Consider the following 20,014-nt stretch of genomic DNA (forward strand, 5'->3'; position numbering starts at 1 on the left):
CAGTCGAGCATGGCTCGACTCTACATGCCAAAACCGCCGGGCATGGCCCGGCGCTACCCTCAGATCGTTTCGCCGACGGCGCACGCCGCCGGCGCTCCTCCGGCCTGTCAGATCGTTTCGCCGAAGGCCTTTGCCAGGTTCCGGTACGCCTTCTTCTGCGCCTCGTCGGTTGCCGCCGGGGCCACGATCTCCAGCTCGACGATCTGGTCGCCATCCGGGCTGCCCGGCAGGCCGCGGCCGCGCAGGCGCAGCTTGCGGCCGGCATCGGAATCGGCCGGGATCTTCAGTTCCACTGCACCGCCCAGGGTCGGCACGCTGATGCTGGTGCCCAGCGCCGCCTGCCACGGCGTCACCGCCAGGGTGTAGAGGATATTGCGGCCATCGACCTCGAACTGCGGGTGGGCGGCGTATTCCACTTCCAGCAGCAGGTTGCCACCGTGGGTGCCCTGCCCTGACAGGCGGATCACCTGGCCCGGGTGGATGCCCTTGGGCACGCGCACGTCCAGCTGCTTGCCGTTGACGGTGATGCGCAGGCTGTCGCCGCCGTAGGCCGCTTCCAGCGGCACCGACAGCTTGGCCCGGGTATCGCGGTTGGGCGCCTGGCCGTGGCTGCTGAAGCCCGGGCCGGGGCCCGCGCCCTGGCCGCCACGCTGGCGCGCGAACAGGCTTTCGAAGAAATCGCTGAAGCCGCCGCCGGCACCACCGCCGCCGAACACTTCCTCGAAATTGAAGCCACCGGCACCGCCGTAGTTCGGCGGCACGTTGAATTCCTCGCCCGGGCGGTAGCCCTGCGCGCGCAGCTGGTCATAGGCCGCGCGCTTTTCCGGATCGCGCAGCGCCTCGTAGGCCTCGTTGACCGCCTTGAACTTGTCTTCGGCGCCAGCCTCCTTGCTCACGTCCGGGTGGTACTTGCGCGCCAGCCGCCGGTAGGCGGTCTTGATCTCGGCCTCGCCCGCACTCGGTTCCACCCCCAGGGTGGCGTAGTAATCCTTGAATTCCATCCAGCTACCTCGATCTGCTTCGGCCGCGCCGGTGGTGGCGCCCCGGGTTCATTCTACGCGCCGGCATGCTACGCCGCTGCCCGTGCGGCGCCGGTGACGCCGACTGATCCAGCGCAATGCAGCTGCTGTGGCCCTGCCCCAGGATGGGGTGGGCACACCCGGTTTCCAATGTCTTGACGCCACCGTCCCATCTGCCCCACTAGCCTGTCCGCAGCAAGGAGTTCCCATGACGATCCACGTCGGCGACCGTATTCCGGAAGTGACCCTCAAGCGCATTGGCGAGGGCATCGAAACGCTGGACACCCGTGCCCTGTTCGACGGGCGCCGGGTGGTCCTGTTCGCCGTGCCCGGCGCCTTTACCCCGACCTGCTCCGCCCGTCACCTGCCCGGCTTCGTCGAAAAGTTCGCGGCATTCCGCCAGCGTGGCATCGACGTGTACTGCATGGCGGTCAACGATCCGTTCGTGATGAAAGCCTGGGCCGCCGACCAGCACGTGCCCGAGGGCCTGCTGATGCTGTCCGACGGCAATGCCGAACTGACCCGTGCACTGGGCCTGGAGCTGGATGCCAGCGCCTCGGGCATGGGCATCCGTTCGCGTCGGTTCGCCCTGTACGTCGACGACGGCGTGGTCCGCGCCGCCTGGATCGAGGCGCCCGGCCAGTTCGAGGTGTCCTCGGCCGACCATGTGCTGGAGCACCTCCCCGTTTGATCCCATCCACGTTTACCCCCCACAGATAAAAGGAAATCGGCCAGCCATGTCCAAAAAGCCAGCCAACCAGCCCCACCCCGCAAAGCCCAATGGCATCACCGATCGTGAAACCCTGCGTGAACGCGCGCGCCGGAATATCGAGGATGGTGCCATCACCGAGAGCTACAGCGCGGACCGCGAAGAGGTCATCAAGCTGCTGAACTATGCCCTTGCCACTGAATACGTCTGCGTGCTGCGGTATTACCGCCATTACTACATGGCCAAGGGAATGCTGGCCGATGCGGTCAAGGCCGAGTTCCTCGAACACGCGCATCAGGAACAGGACCACGCCGGCAAGCTGGCCGAGCGCATCGTGCAGCTGGGTGGCGAACCTGACTTCAACCCGGACACACTGACCGCGCGCTCGCATGCCGAGTACAAGGAGGGCAGCGACCTCCGCGACATGGTGCGTGAAAATCTCGTGGCCGAGCGCATCGCCATTGACAGCTACCGCGAGATGATCAACTTCATCGGCGACCGCGATACCACCACCAAGCGCATCCTGGAGGACATCCTGGCGCAGGAGGAGGAGCATGCGGACGAGTTTGCCGACCTGCTGGAAGGCTGGATCGGGGAATGATCGGGTAAACGCGGTCACGCCGGTAGCGCCGGGCCATGCCCGGCGTCAACGGATGACCGTGAACCGCACCTGCGTCCACGCGCCATCGGTGGCCAGTGCGGTCAGCGTGTGCGCGCCAGGATCGGCGAACTCGCGCTGCATCAGTTGCGCACCGTGGGTGCGGGCAATCCAGCGGCCATCCAGCAACCAGTCCACCGCCTGTTCGCTGCCCAACGCGCGCAGCTGCAGGCGCACGCCGTGCTCGGCATTGGGTGCCCGCGCCAATGCCGCGCCATCGTTCAGACCATCCACGTGCAGGGCCACGCTTGCGTCGCGGCCATCGTCGCGGCAGTCGATAGCCAGAGGCGGCAGCTGCGAGGCATCACGCGTGGCTTTGGGCAGCCACGGCGACAGCAGCGCCGGCCAGCGCGCGATCTCGCGCTCGACTTCCGTGTGCGGCGTGCTGCAGTCGGCAGACAGCCGCTGGCCGGTGCGCGCGTCGGCCATGTAACGCTGGCGGCCCGGCTGCCAACGGCGCGCCTCGCGCTCAGGGAAGGTCGGCGGCACGCCACCATCCAGCAGCCAGGCCGGCATGCGACGCTGGCACAGCGCGGCCGGCAACGATTCGGCCAGTCCGCCGGTGGGCCAGCACACATCGGCGCGGCTGACGCTGGCCGGCATCGGTGCGGCGGCGGCATCGCCGGGATGGCGCGGCAGGCTGTCCACCACTTCGAACATCAGCGGCAATGCAGTGACCGCGCCGTACTGACCCGGCAGCGGCGTGCCATCGGGACGCCCCACCCACACGCCTACCGTGTAGTGGCGCGTGCTGCCGATCGCCCACGCGTCGCGGTAGCCGTAGCTGGTGCCGGTCTTCCAGGCCACGCGCGGGCGGCCGCCGACATCGAAGGTGCCCACGCCATAGCCCGGGCGCGGATTGGATTCGAGCATCTCGCGCACGATCCAGCTGGCCCCGGGCGAGGCCAGGCGCCGCTCGATCATCGGCTCGTGGTCGGTGTAGCGCACGCGCCCGGCGATGCCGTTGCGGTTGAGCGCGGCGAAGGCGCCGACCAGATCCTCCAGCCGCGCACCGGTGCCGCCAAGGATCAGCGACAGGTTCGGCGAACTGCCTGGCGGGAAGCGCAGCTGAATGCCCGCGTGCGAGAGGCGCGCGGCGAAACGCGCCGAGCCCACCCGCTGCAGCAGGTCCACCGCTGGCACGTTCAGCGACAGGCGCAACGCGCTCGATGCACCGACCGGCCCGTTGAAGGCTTCATCGAAGTTGCCCGGCCGATAGCTGCCGAAACTCTGCGGCGCATCCACCAGCAGGCTTTCCGAATGGATCAGGCCATCGTCCAGCGCCATCGCGTACAGGAAGGGCTTGAGCGTGGAGCCGGGTGAGCGCCAAGCCTGCACCATGTCGACGTGGCCCAGGCGCTGGCGGTCGCCGAAGGCCAGCGTGCCGACATAGGCACGGGCCTGCAGGGTCTGGTTGTCGACCACCAGCAGGGCGGCCGAGGTGCGTTCGGGCAACGTGGAGAAATAGCTGGCCACGCGCTCTTCCAGCGTGCGCTGCAGGTCCAGGTCGATGCTGCTCTGGATGCGCGCCTGGCCCGGGTGCGCGGAATGCAACCGCTGCGCCAGCAGTGCCGCATGCATCGGCGGACGCAGCGAGCGCGCGACCACGTTCTCGATACGCGCGTCCTCCACCTCTTCCGGCGTCCACACGCCGAGCTCGGCCATGCGCGCCAGCACCTTGTCGCGCGCATTCTGCGCCGCTTCCGGATGGCGGTCCGGGCGCAGCCGGCTCGGCGCCTGCGGAAGTACCGCGAGCAGCGCGGCTTCGGCATGCGACAGCTGGGTGGCCGGTTTGCCCAGATAGGCCCAGCTGGCCGCTTCCACGCCCTCGATGGTGCCGCCGTAGGGCGCGCGTTCCAGGTACAGCGCGAGGATCTGCGCCTTCGACAGGTGCACTTCCAGCTGCACCGCGCGCAGCATCTGCTTGAGCTTGCCCCACGGGGTGCGCGAATGCGGATCGAGGATGCGCGCCACCTGCATGGTGAGCGTCGAACCGCCCGACACGATGCGGCCGCCGCGCAGCAGCTGGCCGCTGGCACGCAGGATCGCCAGCGGGTTGATGCCGGGGTGTTGCCAGAACCAGCGGTCTTCGTAGGTCAGCAGCGCCTGCAGGTACAGCGGCGAGACGCTGTCGGCCGAGGCCGGGTAACGCCACACGCCTTCGGCATCGGCGAAGGCGCGCAGCGGGCTGCCATCAGCGGCCACCACCAGGGTACTGGTATCGCGCTGCTTCGGCAGCGGCGGCGGGAACGCGAAATCCAGGACCAGCAGCAGGACCAGCAGCGCCGCCGTGCCCCAGCGCAGCCAGGGCCACAGCGGCTGCAGCCGGCGGCGCAGGGCCGCCCGCCGGGTCGTCCCGTCGTTCTTCATTGCAGCGTGCCGGATTGGAGCGTGCCTGATTGCAGCTCGTCGGAGGGACGGGCCGCGCCGTCGCGGCCCGTCCGCGCGGTCACGGCTGGACCACCGTGATCGTGGTCGGGTTGCTGCGGCCCACGCCACGCAGCTGCGGGCGGTACATGTCTTCCACCAGCGGCGGCGGCACCGAGTAGGTGCCCGGGGTCACCGCACGCACCAGGTAGAACACGTTGGCCTTGCCACCACGCGACAGCTTCAGCGCGGCCACGTAGCGGTCGTCGCGGAACTCCTCGTGCTTGGTGTCCGCGGCCGAGCTGCGGTCGCTGATGGTGATGCCATCGACCACCACGTCGGCCCACTGCTTGGCGTCGCCCAGGTTGAAGTTCTCGATCTCCAGGCCGGCCGGCAGCAGGTCGGTCAGCAGCGCATCGGGCATCTGCGTATCGGCACTGATGGTGATGCGCACGATCAGCGCTTCGCCTTCCTTCAGCGGGCGCGGCGTCCACGGCTTGCCATCGGTGCCGAAGTAGGTCCGCTCGACGCCCAGCACGCTGTTGTCCGGTGCCGGCGCGCTGCGCGGGATGCCGGCCACGTCGATGCTGGCGAACATCGGCGGCTGGCCCTGCGGGGTGAAGCGCACCCCGCTGGCGAGTTCGCTGCCGGTGAAGTTGCGGCCGAACAGCTTGCGCTCGCCGATGGCTTCGCTGTTGCCGCCGATCACCAGTTCACCGGCCACCAGTGCCTTCTGGTTGGCGGCCAGGGCCTTGCCGAGGCGGGCGATCGCCACCTGCTCCTGGGTGCTCAGCCACATCCAGCCGGCATTGCGGCGTGCATCCAGGCCACGGCCGAGATCGACCGCGCGTGCATCCCAGGCCGGCTTGGCCAGCTTGTTTTCATGGGTCAGCGCGATCATCAGCGCGTCATCGCGGATGGCGCTGCCGTAATCGCCGAAGTACGACGGACGTTCGCTGCTGGACTTGGCGAAGCCGGCAGCAATCGCCGCCTGGCCACGCTTGGCATCACCCTGCAGCGACAGCGCCACGCCCAGGTGGACCAGCGACAGGCCACCGACCGCCTTGCCGCGCTCGTTGTCGTACAGCGTGCGCAGGGTGCCCAGCGGCGCGCGGTTGACGCGGGCCAGCACGTAGCCGGAATACGCCTGGTTGGCGAACTTCAGCTTCTCGCGGTCATCCTGGCCGTAGAACTGGTTGCCGCCGGACAGCAGGTCCTCGCTGAGGCGGTTGAGCGCCTTCTGCAGCACGTTGTCCGGCACGGCAAAGCCACCGTCCTTGGCATCGAGCAGGAACTCGGTGATGTACGGGGTCAGCCACGGGTTCACGTAGCCGTCGTCACCCCACATCGAGAAGTTGCCATTGGCCACCTGCATCGACGCCAGGCGGCCGAACGCGCCTTCCATGCGCTCGCGGCGGGTCTTGGCATCCAGGCCGTCGGTGCCGAGCATCGACGACGTCGCCTGGTCCAGGATCAGCGCCGCGTAGCCCTTGCTGGTGGTCTGTTCGGCACAGCCGTAGGGATAGTTCAGCGCGCCCTGCAGGGCACTGGCGAACGGGATCGGCGGCAGCGGGCTGACCAGCAGGCGCGCGTTGACCGACTCGGCCATCAGGCCATCGGCCAGGCCGCCATCCAGGCTGACCGCGGCCAGCGGATCCAGCGTGCGCACCTGCGAACGGATCACCTGCGGCCACGCCGCACGCACCGGCAGGTCGTAGCGGCGGTCGGCCTTGAAGCCGTTGCCATCCACGCGCACCCGCACCTTGGCCACGCTGTTGCCCTCGCGCGCCGACAGCGGGAAGCTCAGCGTGGTCTTGGCATCGACGTTCAGCTGCACGCTGCGGCTGCCCTCGCCCAGGCCCAGCGGGCCTTCGGTGTCCACCTGCACGTTGAACTGGCCGGGCTTGCCGGTGAAGTTCTGCACGTCCAGGGTGACGGTGCTGCGGTCACCCGGGGCGAGCACGCGCGGCATGCTGGCCTCGGCCAGGATCGGCGCGCGCACGATGGTTTCCACATCACGCTTGCCGTACTGGTCATCGCTGTAGACCAGCGCCGACACGCGCAGGGTGCCGTTGAAATCGGGCACCTTCAGGCGGATGCGCGCATTGCCCTTGGCATCGAGCTGCACCGGGCCGGAGAACAGGTCCACGGTCTGCACGCGCGCGGTCGGACGCTTGGCCTGCGGCAGCGCCTGCAGGGCCATGTCGCCGCCGAACTTCAGCTTGCCGCTGCTGCCGTCGAAGCTTTCGATCACCCGGCTGTAGATGTCGTAGGCATCGATGCCGAGGCGACGCTGGGCGAAGAAGTGCGCACCGGCATCGGGCACCGGGAAGCGGGTGATGTTGAGGATGCCCACGTCCACCGCCGACACGGTGACGTGCGCGGTCTTGCCGGCCAGCTGCGGTGCGCTGACCGTCACCGGCAGGTCCTGTTCCGGGCGCATCTGCTTGGGCGCCACCAGGCCCACGGCCACGGTGCGGCCCTTGCGGTCCATCGGGACGTGCACCACGCCCACGGCGCGGGCCGGGGTGATCTTGCTGGGCGCGCTGCCGCCACGGAACACCAGCGCGGTGATGTAGACGTCGTGGCGCTCCCAGTCAGCGGTGACCGGGATCTTGTAGGTGGCACCCGGCTTGGCGTCGATCTCCTGCACGTACAGCATGCGGTCGCTCTCGACCATCAGGATGCCCTTGCCGGCGTGCGGCGGGGTCACCGTCACCTGCAGGGTGTCGCCGGCCTTGTAGCCGGTCTTGTCCAGGCCCAGCTTGACCTTGTCAGGGCGTGCATCGAGGCCGCGGTTGTCATCGCCCCAGCTCCAGCCGGCGCGGAACGGATAGCGGCTGGTCAGGCCGGTGGACGGATCGAACACGTCCACCCGGTACTCGCCCCACTCCACCGGGAAATCGAAGGCGACCGCGCTGCTGCCGGCATCGACGGTGCGGGTTTCCTTGTTCTCGAAGCGGCGGGTGAAATCGTAGTCCCAGCGGTTGTCGTTGAAGGTCCAGTGGTAGTCGCGCAGTTCGCGCACCAGGGTCACCTTCAGGCCCTTGGCGGGCTGCGGCTTGCCGGCGGCATCGACGCGCATCAGCTCGAAGCGCGCGTTGCCGTTGGAATCGGCACCGTCCTCGGGGTTGAACAGCGGGCGCACGCCGACCAGCGCATTGGCCGGCCACATGACGCGCTTGAGGGTGCGGGTGACCGTGCGGCCACCGGTTTCGTACAGGCTGCCCGACAGCACCACGGCGATCGGCGCCTTGGCCTTGGCCGCCTCTTCCGGCAGCGCCACGTCTTCGCGCAGCTGGCCATTGTCCGGCAGCGTGGTGTCGACCACGTCCTTGGCTTCACGCGGCAGCTGCAGGGTCGGGTCACCGAAGAAATAACCCGGCAGGCCTTCCACCGGCTGCTGTTCGGCGGCCACGGCCAGGCGCGCGGTGAAGCGGTTGCCATCGGCCGGGGCGCCATACAGATAGGCACCATTGGCCTGCAGGCGCAGCTCCTCGCCCGGCTTCAGCGTCTTCTGCGCGCTGTCCAGGTCCAGCTTCATGCGCTCGGGCAGGAATTCCTCGATACGCAGGGTCATGCCCTGGATCGCTTCCTTGCTGGCCGGGTCGGTGCGGAATTCCACCTGCCAGCGTCCGGTCGGCGCCTCGGCGGGAATGGTCTGCTCGAAGTTGATGTAGCCCTGGTCGCCGGGCTGCAGACGGGTCTCGCGGAAGGTCTTGCCGTCGGGCTGCTTCAGGCGCAGGAACACCGGCTGGGCCTTCACCGGCTTGCCGTCGTTGTCGCGCAGCAGGGCCGACAGGCGCACGGTTTCACCGGGGCGGTACAGGTCGCGACCGGACCAGGCGTAGACGTCGAACCAGGCATTGTCACGGCCGGCCACGGCGAATTCGCTCAGGTCCAGCGCCGGCTGGTTGAACGGCAGGAAGCTGGTGTCCTTGCCGCTGCTGGCCACCAGCACCTGGGTCGCGTCCAGGGTGTAGTTCAGCAGCGCGTTGCCGTTGCTGTCGGTGCTGCCCTTGAGCACCACCTCGCCCTTGGCGTCAAGCACGCGCAGGTTGACGTTCTTCAGCGCCGCACCGTCCTTCAGCGCGGCGGTATGGACGAACAGCTTGTCCTTGTAGGCACGGGTGTGCAGGCCGATGTCGCTGACCGAGAAGAAGGCGGTATCGAACTCGCCTTCGTAGTCACCGGTGCGCTTGAGCAGGGCGAAGTACAGGCCCGGCTCCTGCAGCTCCTTGATGTCCTGGGTCGGCAGGTAGGTCAGCACCCGCTCGTTCTGCTTGCCACCCAGGATGAAGCGGTTGACGTAGACCGGCTCGGCCAGCTTGTTGATCGGGCTGCGCTCGTAGTCGCTGCTCAGCTCCCAGCTGCCACGGCGGCCGCCGCGCTGGTACTGGCTGAAGAAGGTCGGCAGGTCCTTCTCGCGCACGCGCAGGAATTCGACGTCGACCTCCGGCACGTTCACCGACACCACCGGCAGGCCGCGGCTGTCCTTGGCCGGCAGCACGCTGCCCTGCGAGGCGAAACCGGCCACCGGCTTCAGCTCGCCGCTGAACACCTTCTGCTTCAGTTCCTTGCCCAGGCGGCTGCCGTCGGCGGCCAGCAGGTCTTCGGAGACGACCAGGCTGTATTCCTTGCCGGCTTCAACGAAGGGATAGCGCAGGGTCAGGCCGTCGTCGGACAGGGTCCAGCTGCTGTCGTCGGTGCCGACCTTCTGTTCGAAGCGCACCAGCGTGTCGAAGTCCTGGGTGCCGACCAGCGGGCGCGAGAACTCCAGCGCCAGCGACAGCCCCTCACTCTTCTGGTCCGGGTACGCGCGCAGCAGGGTGAAGTCCTTCACCTGCTCGGCCTTGGTGGCGATGGCTTCGCCGCTGGCCTTGGGCAGCTGCCCGCTGTCATTGCGACAACCGGCCAGGCCCAGCAAGAGGCCTCCTGCCAGCACAGCCGCCGCCCAACCCCACCGCTTCCGCCGTGCCGGACCGCTCATGTCGTCACTCCTTGATCGAGGCGGCCATTATAGGCGCGCCGCGTCAACGTGTTGACGCCCCGGCGGTCGGAATCGCGGGCGACCCGGAACCCGGTAGTCGCCAACCATGGTTGGCGCCCTCCATGCCAACCACGGTTGGCATCTACCAAAGCGGCCTCACCCGGGCAGGTACAGGTCCATGTAATCGGTCACTGGCATCGCGGCCAGCGCCACCGGGTCCAGCGAGGCGGCCAGGATGCGCTGCTGCTGGGCGGTCGGGAACCGGTGGGCCAGGTGTCGACGGAACTTGTCCATCAGCAGCGGGATGCCCTCCTCCCGGCGCCGCGCATGCCCCAGCGGGTACTCCACCAGCACCTCGGGCAATTCACTGCCATCGCTGAAGCACACGCTCAGGCCGTTGGCGATGCTGCGTTTGTCCGGGTCCAGGTAGTCGGCGCTCAGCTGCGGATCTTCGTGGCAGGCCATCTTCGCGCGCAGCGCATCGATGCGCGGGTCGGCGGCCATGTCGTCCTCGTAATCTTCGGCGGTCAGCCGCCCGTGCAGCAGGGCGATGGCGACCATGTATTGCACGCAGTGGTCGCGGTCGGCGGGGTTATGCAGCGGCCCCTGCTTGTCGATGATGCGGATGCAGGCTTCCTGGGTGCGGATGTCGATGTGCGCGATGTCCTCGGCCGTACGCCCCAGCGCCCGCAGTTGCTGGTGCAGGGTGATCGCCGCTTCCACGGCAGTCTGCCCGTGGAACTCGGCCGGGTAGCTGATCTTGAACAGGACGTTCTCCATCACATAGCTGCCCAGCGGGCGGCCCAGGAGCAGCGGCTGGCCGTGCATGGATACCGCCTCGAAACCCCAGGCCGGTGCGCTGAGCACGCTGGGGTAGCCCATCTCGCCACTGGCCGCCATCAGCGCCAAGCGCACGCCGCGGCTGGTGGCATCCCCGGCCGCCCAGCTCTTGCGCGAACCGGTGTTGGGCGAATGCCGGTAGGTGCGCAGGGCCTGGCCGTCGACCCAGGCCAGCGACAGCGCATTGAGCATGCGCTCGCGGTCCAGCCCCAGCAGGTGCGCGACCACCGCCGTGGTGGCGACCTTGACCAGCACCACGTGGTCCAGCCCGACCCGGTTGAAGGAATTCTGCAGGGCCAGCACACCTTGGATCTCGTGCGCCTTGATCATCGCTTGCAGCACGACGTGCATGGTCGGCGGCGGCCGGCGCAGGGCCAGCGCATTGCGCCCCAGCCAGTCGCAGACGGCGAGGATGCCACCGAGATTGTCCGAAGGATGGCCCCATTCGGCCGCCAGCCAGGTGTCGTTGAAATCGAGCCAGCGCACCATCGCGCCGATGTTGAAGGCAGCCTGCACCGGGTCCAGCACGTAATGCGTGCCGGGCACGCGCGCGCCATTGACCACGTGGATGCCCGGCACCAGTGGCCCCAGCAGCTTGCTGCAGGCCGGGAAGGACAGCGCCTCCAGGCCACAGCCGAGGGTATCGAGCAGGCAGTGGTGCGCGGTCTGGAACGCGACGGGCGAATCGATGCGGGCGTCGCGTACGTAACCGACGATGTCCACCAGCAGCGCATCCCATGCTGCACGCTCGTTGGAGGGGGTGTGGCTGCTGGACATCGTGGGTCTCCTCGCTGGGGTGCACGGTTGCCCGTGCCCCCTGCCAACCAAGGTTGGCATCTCCCAAAGCATCACTCGACCGGTACGCGCACCTTGCCTTCCATCAGCACGCGGGCGCTGCGGCTCATGATGGCCTTGGTCACCGTCCACTGGCCGTCAACGCGCCCGGCCTGGGCGCCCACGCGCAACGTGCCGGAGGGATGGCCGAAGGTCACCGCCTCGCGTTCGCCGCCACCGGCCGCGCGGTTGACCAGGGTGCCCGGGACGGCCGCGGCAGTACCGATCGCGACGGCCGCGGTGCCCATCATCGCGTGGTGCAGCTTGCCCATCGACAGCGCGCGCGCGTGCAGGTCGATGGCCGAGGCCGGAATGGCCTTGCCGCTGGACGACACGTAGTCCTGCGCCGGCGCCACGAACGCCACCTTCGGCGTGTGCTGGCGGGTGGCGGCGTCCTCCAGCTTCGAGATCAGGCCCATGCGCAGCGCACCATGGGCGCGGATGGTCTCGAACTTCTGCAGTGCCGCCTTGTCTTCGTTGATCGCCGGCTGCAGCTCTGTGCCGGTGTAGCCCAGGTCGGCAGCGTTGAGGAAGATGGTCGGAATGCCTGCGGTGATCATCGTCACCTCGAAGCTGCCCACGTCCGGCACGTCCAGGGTATCGACCAGGTTGCCGGTGGGGAACATCGCACCGGCATCGCCGTCGTCGGACGGATCGATGAATTCCAGCTGGATCTCGGCGGCCGGGAAAGTCACGCCGTCAAGCTCAAAATCACCGGTCTCCTGTACTTCGCCATCGCGCATCGGCACGTGGGCGATGATGGTCTTGCCGATGTTGGCCTGCCAGATGCGCACAGTGCACAGGCCATCGCGCGGCACGCGGGCCGGATCGACCAGACCATTGGCAACGGCGAACGGGCCGACGGCGGTGCTGAGGTTGCCGCAGTTGCCGCTCCAGTCGACGAAGGCGGTGTCGATCGACACCTGGCCGTACAGATAATCCACGTCGTGGTCGGGTACCGAGGCGGTGGAGATGATCACGCACTTGCTGGTGCTGGACGTCGCGCCGCCCATGCCGTCTGTGTGCTTGCCATACGGGTCGGGCGAACCGATCACGCGCATCAGCAGCGCATCACGCGCGGCGCCGGGCGACTGCGCGGCTTCGGGAAGGTCCTGCAGGCGGAAGAACACGCCCTTGCTGGTGCCACCGCGCATGTAAGTGGCGGGAATACGGAGTTGGGGAAGGAAGGTCATGGAATTCTCGATTATGTAAGGAACACACGCATTACGCTGGTTGAACCCGCTGCCGACGGCGATCCGCGGCGGACGTCCCTTGCTGCCATCGGAACAGATACAGGATGACCAGTTTGGTACTGCCACTTACCACTGCCAGCAGCAGCAACGGCCATCCCATCCGGATGCCCATGGCGAAGGCAAATACGATCGTGGACAGGTCCATCAGCAGGATCAGCTGACTCATCCGCAGCGACACTGCACCGGTATGGCCATTGCGAAGGATCAACAGGATCTGATGCGTGTAGCCCTGCGCCAGCAAGGCAGTGATGGCCACGATCATCGCGCTGGCCACCCCCCTGCCCTCGTCCACGTGACGATCACCCCAGGCCAGACCGGCCAGCGCGCAGATCAGCAGCAGCGCGGCTGCCAACACGCTGGTCGTGGCGGAGCGATTCCGTCGGTCGCGCCAGATCTCCACCAGGATGGCCATGACCACCACCGACGCGAACAAGCGCGGCCAGACAATGAAGTGATTGAACGGCGTGACGCTGTAGCCATAGACGAAGAAGGACAGGTACGCCAGGAAGCTGACCGTGAATTGATTCAGCGACAGCACTGCAGTGGCGCTGTCAGTCGCGTCTGCACGTTCCCGACGGTTGCGCACCAAGTGCAACTGCGCGCCCACACCCAACAGGCTCAGCAGGATGAAGGCGGAGTTGACCGTACCTGCGATGTTGTAGAACGCAGTTCCCATGCAGATGGGGCAACGCCCCTCTCCTCCGTGACCACCGCCATGCGGGCCGAAGCCAGCATGGCGGCAACTCGACACGAGGCAGCTATCTGCTGCCTTACGCCACCTTGGCGCCTTCCAGGAAATCCTGGGCGAAGCGCTGCAGCACGCCGCCCGCCTCATAGATCGCCACTTCCTCGTCGCTGTCCAAGCGGCAGGTGACCGGCACGATCACGTCCTGGCCGTCGCGGCGATGGATGACCAGGGTCAGTTCGGCACGCGGGGTGCGTTCTCCGACCACATCGAAGGTCTCGGTGCCGTCGATGCCCAGGGTCAGGCGGGTGGTGCCCGGCTTGAACTCCAGCGGCAGCACGCCCATGCCGATCAGGTTGGTGCGGTGGATGCGCTCGAAGCCTTCGGCCACGATCGCCTCCACGCCGGCCAGGCGCACGCCCTTGGCGGCCCAGTCGCGCGAGCTGCCCTGGCCGTAGTCGGCGCCGGCGATGATGATCAGCGGCTGCTTGCGGTCCATGTAGGTCTCGATCGCTTCCCACATGCGCATGACCTTGCCTTCCGGCTCCACGCGCGCAAGCGAGCCCTGCTTCACGCTGCCGTCGTCGTTGCGCACCATCTCGTTGAACAGCTTCGGGTTGGCGAACGTGGCGCGCTGCGCGGTCAGGTGGTCACCGCGGTGGGTGGCGTAGGAATTGAAGTCCTCTTCCGGCAGGCCCATCTTCGCCAGGTATTCGCCGGCAGCGCTGGAGGCCATGATCGCGTTGGACGGCGACAGGTGGTCGGTGGTGATGTTGTCCGGCAGCACCGCCAGCGCGCGCATGCCGGACAGCCTGCGCTCACCGGCCAGTGCGCCCTCCCAATACGGCGGACGGCGGATGTACGTACTCTGCGGGCGCCAGTCGTACAGCGGGCTGACCGGTGCGCCGTTTTCCACGCGCACGTTGAACATCGGGTTGTAGACCTTGCGGAACTGCTCGGGCTTCACCGAGGCCTTCACCACGGCGTCGATCTCGGCGTCGCTCGGCCAGATGTCCTTCAGGCGCACCTCTTTGCCGTCGGCATCCACGCCCAGCACGTCCTTCTCGATGTCGAAGCGCACGGTGCCGGCGATGGCATAGGCGATCACCAGCGGCGGCGATGCCAGGAAGGCCTGCTTGGCGTACGGATGGATGCGGCCATCGAAGTTCCGGTTGCCCGACAGCACGGCCGTGGCGTACAGGTCACGGTCGATGATTTCCCGCTGGATCTTCGGGTCCAGCGCGCCGCTCATGCCGTTGCAGGTGGTGCAGGCGAAGGCGACGATGCCGAAGCCGAGCTGCTCCAGGTCCGGCAGCAGACCGGATTCTTCCAGATACAGCTGCACGGCTTTCGAACCCGGCGCCAGCGACGACTTCACCCACGGCTTGCGCTGCAGGCCGCGCGCGTTGGCGTTGCGTGCCAGCAGTGCGGCGGCAATCACGTTGCGCGGGTTGGAGGTGTTGGTGCAGCTGGTGATGGCGGCGATGATCACCGCGCCATCGGGCATCAGGCCCTGCGCCTGCTCGGCCCTGCCCGCTTCCAGCTTGGCTTCGTCGGCGATGCCGCGCTCGGCCAGCTCGGCGGTGGCCACGCGCTTGTGCGGGTTGGACGGGCCAGCCATGTTGCGCACCACGCTGGACAGGTCGAAGCGCAGCACGCGCTCATACTGCGCGGTGGCCAGGTCATCGGCCCACAGGCCGGTGGTGCGTGCGTAGTTCTCCACCAGCGCCACCTGCGATTCCTCGCGGCCAGTCAGGCGCAGGTAATCGATGGTCTGCGCATCGATGTAGAACATCGCGGCGGTCGCACCGTATTCGGGGCACATGTTGGAGATGGTGGCGCGGTCACCGATGGTCAGTGCCGCCGCACCCTCGCCGAAGAATTCGAGCCAGGCGCCGACCACGCGTTCCTTGCGCAGGAACTCGGTCAGGGCCAGCACCACGTCGGTGGCGGTGATGCCCGGCTGCGGGCGGCCGCTCAGTTCGACGCCGACGGTGTCGGGCAGGCGCATCCACGAGGCGCGGCCCAGCATCACGTTCTCCGCTTCCAGGCCGCCAACACCAATGGCGATCACGCCCAGCGCATCCACGTGCGGGGTGTGGCTGTCGGTGCCCACGCAGGTATCGGGGAAGGCAACGCCGTCCTGCACGTAGACCACCGGCGACATCTTCTCCAGGTTGATCTGGTGCATGATGCCGTTGCCCGGCGGGATCACGTCCACGTTCTGGAATGCCAGCTTGGTCCAGTCGATGAAGTGGAAACGGTCTTCGTTGCGGCGATCTTCGATCGCGCGGTTCTTCTTGAACGCCTGCGGGTCGAAACCACCGCATTCCACCGCCAGCGAGTGATCGACGATCAGCTGCACCGGCACCACCGGATTGACCTTGGCCGGGTCGCCGCCCTTGTCGGCGATCGCATCGCGCAGGCCGGCCAGATCCACCAGCGCGGTCTGGCCGAGGATGTCATGGCAGACCACGCGCGCGGGGAACCACGGGAAATCCAGGTCGCGGCGGCGCTCGATCAGCTGCGCCAGCGAGTCACTGAGCGTGGCCGGATCGCAGCGGCGCACCAGGTTCTCGGCCAGCACGCGCGAGGTGTACGGCAGCGTGGCGTAGGCGCCGGGCTGGAGCGCGTCGACGGCGGCGCGCGCGTCGAAATAGTCCAGCGTGCTGCCGGGGAGGTTCTTGCGGTAATCGGTATTCATGGGCTGGCGGAGTACTTGAGGCGGGCCGGGTGCCGTCGAAGCGGCAACGAAGGCATCCGGCCGGCGCGCGGCCGGCCGGATGGGTACAGCAGGTGGATCAGGCGCGCTTGTCGATGGCGACGAACTCGCGATCTTCCGGGCCGGTGTAGTTGGCGCTCGGTCGGATGATCTTGCCGTCGATGCGCTGTTCGACGATGTGCGCGCTCCAGCCGGCGGTGCGGGCGATCACGAACAGGGGGGTGAACATCGCGGTCGGCACGCCCATCATGTGGTAGCTGACGGCGCTGAACCAGTCCAGGTTCGGGAACATCTTCTTGATGTCCCACATCACCGTCTCCAGGCGCTCGGCGATGTCGTACATCTTCATGCTCGACTGTTCTTCGGACAGCTCGCGGGCCACGTCCTTGATCACTTTGTTGCGCGGATCGGACACGGTGTAGACCGGGTGGCCGAAGCCGATCACCACTTCCTTGCGCTCGACGCGGGCCTTGATGTCTTCCTCGGCTTCATCGGGGTTGTCGTAGCGCTTCTGCACTTCGAACGCCACTTCGTTGGCGCCGCCGTGCTTGGGGCCGCGCAGTGCGCCGATGCCACCACAGATCGCGCTGTACATGTCGCTGCCGGTGCCGGCGATGACGCGGCAGGCGAAGGTCGAGGCGTTGAACTCGTGCTCGGCGTACAGGATCAGCGAGGTGTGCATCGCCTTCACCCACGAATCCTGCGGCTTGTCGCCGTGCAGCAGGTGCAGGAAGTGGCCACCGATGGAGTCGTCGTCGGTTTCCACGTCGATGGCGCGGCCGTTGTGGCTCCAGTGGTACCAGTACAGCAGCATCGAGCCGAGGCAGGCCATCAGCTTGTCGGCGATGTCACGCGCGCCCGGATGGTTGTGGTCATCCTTTTCCGGCGCCACGCAGCCGAGCACGGACACGCCGGTGCGCATGACGTCCATCGGGTGCGCCGACGGCGGCAGCTCTTCCAGCGCGGCTTTCACCGCGGCCGGAATGCCGCGCAGCGACTTCAGCTTGGCCTTGTAGCCCTTGAGCTCAGCGCGGGTCGGCAGCTTGCCGTGCACCAGCAGGTAGGCGATTTCCTCGAACTCGCTGGTGCTGGCCAGGTCCAGGATGTCGTAGCCGCGGTAATGCAGGTCGTTGCCGCTGCGGCCGACGCTGCACAGCGCGGTGTTGCCGGCGGCGGTGCCGGACAGGGCGACGGACTTCTTCGGCTTGAAGGTCGGGTTTGCGGTCGTATCGTTCATGTTTTCCCTCCGAAAACTGATGGTGCAGGGTACTGCTTATTTCTTGGCGGCGAACAGGGCGTCGAGCTGCTGTTCGAAGGCGTGGTAGCCGATGCGGTCATACAGTTCTTCACGCGTCTGCATGGCATCGACCACGCTGCGCTGGTGGCCGTCGCGGCGCACCGACTGGTAGACGTTCTCGGCCGCCTTGTTGGCGGCGCGGAAGGCCGACAGCGGGAACAGCTGGATGGCCACGCCGGCCGAAGCCAGTTCGTCGCGGCTGAACAGCGGGGTGGCACCGAATTCAGTGATGTTGGCCAGCACCGGCACCTTCACCGCATCGACGAAGCGGCGGTAGGTGTCCAGGTCATAGGCGGCCTCGGCGAAGATGCCATCTGCCCCGGCCTCGACGCAGGCGATGGCGCGCTCGATGGCCTTGTCCACGCCGTCCACCTGGATGGCGTCGGTGCGGGCGATCAGGAAGAAGTCCGGATCGGTCTTGGCGTCGGCGGCGGCCTTTACGCGGTCGACCATTTCACCCTGCGAGACAATTTCCTTGCCCGGGCGGTGACCGCAGCGCTTGGCACCGACCTGGTCCTCGATGTGGCAGGCAGCCGCGCCGGCCTTGATCAGCGACTTCACGGTGCGGGCGATGTTGAACGCGCTCGGGCCGAAGCCGGTGTCGATGTCGACCATCAGCGGCAGGTCGCAGACATCGGTGATGCGGCGCACGTCGATCAGCACGTCTTCCAGGGTGTTGATGCCCAGGTCCGGCAGGCCCAGCGAACCCGCAGCGACACCGCCGCCGGACAGGTAGATGGCGCGGAAGCCGGCGCGCTTGGCCAGCAGGGCGTGGTTGGCGTTGATCGCGCCGATCACCTGCAGCGGCGATTCGGCAGCCAGCGCCTCACGGAAGCGGGCACCGGCGGAAGAAGGAGCGGAAGCGGTCATGCGGCAATCCAGGTTGGGAACGGGATAGGGAGCGCAAACACCATGCCAAGCTGCAAGCGATTGATTTCAAAGGCATGGCCATGCCGCAAACATGAAACAAATGAAACATTGAAACGGATGTATCATGAAACATCGTTACCCATTGCCGCCGCCATGTACGTGCCCCGCTCTCCCCTGCGCCACGCTGATGCCGACCCCGGCCGCCCGGTCATCTGGACGGTCAGCGTCTCGCGCCTGACCGGCCTGCTCGGTGATGTCATCCCCGAGTTCGACCGTCGCGCGCGCATCGAGCAGATCAACCTCGGTTTCGAGGAAGCGGTGGATGTAATCGGCCAGCGCCTGCGCCGCGAGCACTGCGACGTGGTCATCGCCGGCGGCTCCAACGCGGCCTGGCTGCGCGGCCGGTTGGAACTGCCGCTGGTGCCGATCCAAGCCAACGGCTTCGACCTGATGGAGGCACTGGCCCGCGCCCGTCGCATCGCCCCGCGCATCGGCCTGGTCACCCACGCCAGCGACGTGCCGGTGTTCAGCAACTTCCAGCACAGCTTCGGCCTGGATATCGAGCACCGCCGCTTCGTCACCCGCGAAGATGCGCGCGATTGCATCGCCGACCTGCGCGCCAACGGCATCGAGGTGATCGTCGGCACCGGCATGGCCATCGACCACGCCGAACAGATGGGCCTGCCCGGCGTGTTGCTGTACTCGGCCGATTCGGTACGGCACGCGTTTGAACATGCGCTGGAGCTGACCCAGGCGCTGGCCCGCTCCGGCGGCAGCCGCCCGGTCGCGCGCCGCCGCTCTGCCCCGCGCAGCGATGCGCACGCCCTGCTCGGCGACAGCGAGGCGATGGCCCAGGTGCGCGCGCAGATCGCGCTGTATGCACCGCATGACAGCACCGTGCTGGTCACCGGCGAAACCGGCACCGGTAAGGAACTGGTTGCGCGCCAGCTGCACGCGGCCAGCGGCCGCCGAGGCCGCTTCGTCGCGCTGAACTGCGGTGCGATCAGCGAGTCGCTGCTGGAAGCGGAGCTGTTCGGCTACAGCGATGGCGCCTTCACCGGCGCGCGGCGCGGTGGTCGCGTCGGCCTGGTCGAGGCCGCCGACGGCGGCACCCTGTTCCTCGATGAGATCGGCGAGCTGCCGTTGCCACTGCAGACCCGCCTGCTGCGGGTGCTGGAGGAGCGCGAGGTCCTGCGCGTGGGTGCCACCGAACCGACGCCGGTGGACCTGCGCGTGGTTGCCGCGACACTGCAATCGCTGGAACAGCGCGCCGCGGCTGGCAGCTTCCGCCGCGATCTGTATTACCGCCTGGCCGCGCTGCGCATCGCCCTGCCCTCGCTGCGTGCGCGGCGCGCGGATATCCCCTTGCTGGCACAGCACTTCTTCCGTCAGCTGCGCGGCGTCGATGCACCGCTGGACGAGGCGGCAATGAGCGTACTGACCGCCGCCGGGTGGCCCGGCAACGTGCGCGAACTGCGCAACCTGGTGGATCGCCTGCGCATCCACTGGCAGCCGGGCGAAGGGCTCATCGATGCCACGCGCCTGCTGCAGCTGGCGCCGGAGCTGGTGAATGAAGGTGCCGCCGCGTTGCCGGTGGAAATCAACGGCAAGCGCCCGCCGCGTGCGCAGCTGGAGGCACTGCTGCAGGAACACCGCAATGACCGCGAGGGCATGGCGCAGGCGCTGGGCGTATCACGCACCACGCTGTGGCGCTGGCTGCGCGCGGAGGGGTTGTAGAGCCGAGCCCATGCTCGGCTGATGTTCCCGCGG

At 67.7% G+C, this 20,014-nt stretch carries 12 protein-coding genes; 3 read left to right on the forward strand and 9 right to left on the reverse strand.

What is annotated here, in order from left to right; all coding sequences use genetic code 11:
- Nucleotides 1-107: 107 nt before the first annotated feature.
- Nucleotides 108-1,001, reverse strand: coding sequence for a DnaJ C-terminal domain-containing protein (locus tag DCO49_RS14635; protein ID WP_116864651.1), 894 nt, complete (start codon nt 999-1,001; stop codon nt 108-110).
- Nucleotides 1,002-1,227: 226 nt separating this feature from the next.
- Here DCO49_RS14635 and DCO49_RS14640 point away from each other — a divergent pair, with 226 nt between their 5' ends.
- Entirely contained in the window at nt 1,228-1,710 is a 483-nt protein-coding gene (locus tag DCO49_RS14640; protein ID WP_116864652.1) for a peroxiredoxin, read from the forward strand.
- A 46-nt stretch (nt 1,711-1,756) separates the two neighbouring features.
- A complete protein-coding gene (locus DCO49_RS14645) occupies nt 1,757-2,329 on the forward strand; it encodes a ferritin-like domain-containing protein (RefSeq protein WP_116864653.1) in 573 nt (190 codons plus the stop codon).
- Between the two features lie 45 nt (nt 2,330-2,374).
- On the opposite strand, the gene pbpC is transcribed toward DCO49_RS14645, so the two are convergent.
- The 8 genes from pbpC to prpB form a co-directional block, all read right to left on the reverse strand.
- A complete protein-coding gene (gene pbpC, locus DCO49_RS14650; RefSeq protein WP_116864654.1) occupies nt 2,375-4,756 on the reverse strand; it encodes a penicillin-binding protein 1C in 2,382 nt (793 codons plus the stop codon).
- A 79-nt stretch (nt 4,757-4,835) separates the two neighbouring features.
- Nucleotides 4,836-9,743, reverse strand: coding sequence for an alpha-2-macroglobulin (locus DCO49_RS14655; protein WP_116864655.1), 4,908 nt, complete (start codon nt 9,741-9,743; stop codon nt 4,836-4,838).
- A gap of 156 nt (nt 9,744-9,899) precedes the next feature.
- Entirely contained in the window at nt 9,900-11,360 is a 1,461-nt protein-coding gene (locus tag DCO49_RS14660; RefSeq protein WP_116864656.1) for a bifunctional 2-methylcitrate dehydratase/aconitate hydratase, read from the reverse strand.
- Between the two features lie 71 nt (nt 11,361-11,431).
- The gene (gene prpF / locus DCO49_RS14665; RefSeq protein ID WP_116864657.1) at nt 11,432-12,610 is read right to left on the reverse strand and encodes a 2-methylaconitate cis-trans isomerase PrpF; all 1,179 of its coding nucleotides are present in this window, start codon (nt 12,608-12,610) and stop codon (nt 11,432-11,434) included.
- A gap of 31 nt (nt 12,611-12,641) precedes the next feature.
- Nucleotides 12,642-13,346: a hypothetical protein gene (locus tag DCO49_RS14670; protein WP_116864658.1), complete on the reverse strand. Its 705-nt coding sequence runs from the start codon at nt 13,344-13,346 to the stop codon at nt 12,642-12,644.
- Nucleotides 13,347-13,440: 94 nt separating this feature from the next.
- On the reverse strand, nt 13,441-16,059 hold the full coding sequence (acnD, locus tag DCO49_RS14675; RefSeq protein WP_116864659.1) for a Fe/S-dependent 2-methylisocitrate dehydratase AcnD: 2,619 nt from the start codon (nt 16,057-16,059) through the stop codon (nt 13,441-13,443).
- Between the two features lie 97 nt (nt 16,060-16,156).
- On the reverse strand, nt 16,157-17,314 hold the full coding sequence (prpC, locus tag DCO49_RS14680; RefSeq protein ID WP_116864660.1) for a 2-methylcitrate synthase: 1,158 nt from the start codon (nt 17,312-17,314) through the stop codon (nt 16,157-16,159).
- Between the two features lie 36 nt (nt 17,315-17,350).
- The gene (gene prpB, locus DCO49_RS14685; protein WP_116864661.1) at nt 17,351-18,244 is read right to left on the reverse strand and encodes a methylisocitrate lyase; all 894 of its coding nucleotides are present in this window, start codon (nt 18,242-18,244) and stop codon (nt 17,351-17,353) included.
- 153 nt (nt 18,245-18,397) lie between these two features.
- Between prpB and prpR the strand changes: the two genes are divergently transcribed.
- On the forward strand, nt 18,398-19,981 hold the full coding sequence (gene prpR / locus DCO49_RS14690; RefSeq protein WP_116864662.1) for a propionate catabolism operon regulatory protein PrpR: 1,584 nt from the start codon (nt 18,398-18,400) through the stop codon (nt 19,979-19,981).
- Nucleotides 19,982-20,014 lie beyond the last annotated feature (33 nt).

It is taken from the genome of Stenotrophomonas sp. SPM (assembly GCF_003105135.1).
GTDB lineage: Bacteria > Pseudomonadota > Gammaproteobacteria > Xanthomonadales > Xanthomonadaceae > Stenotrophomonas.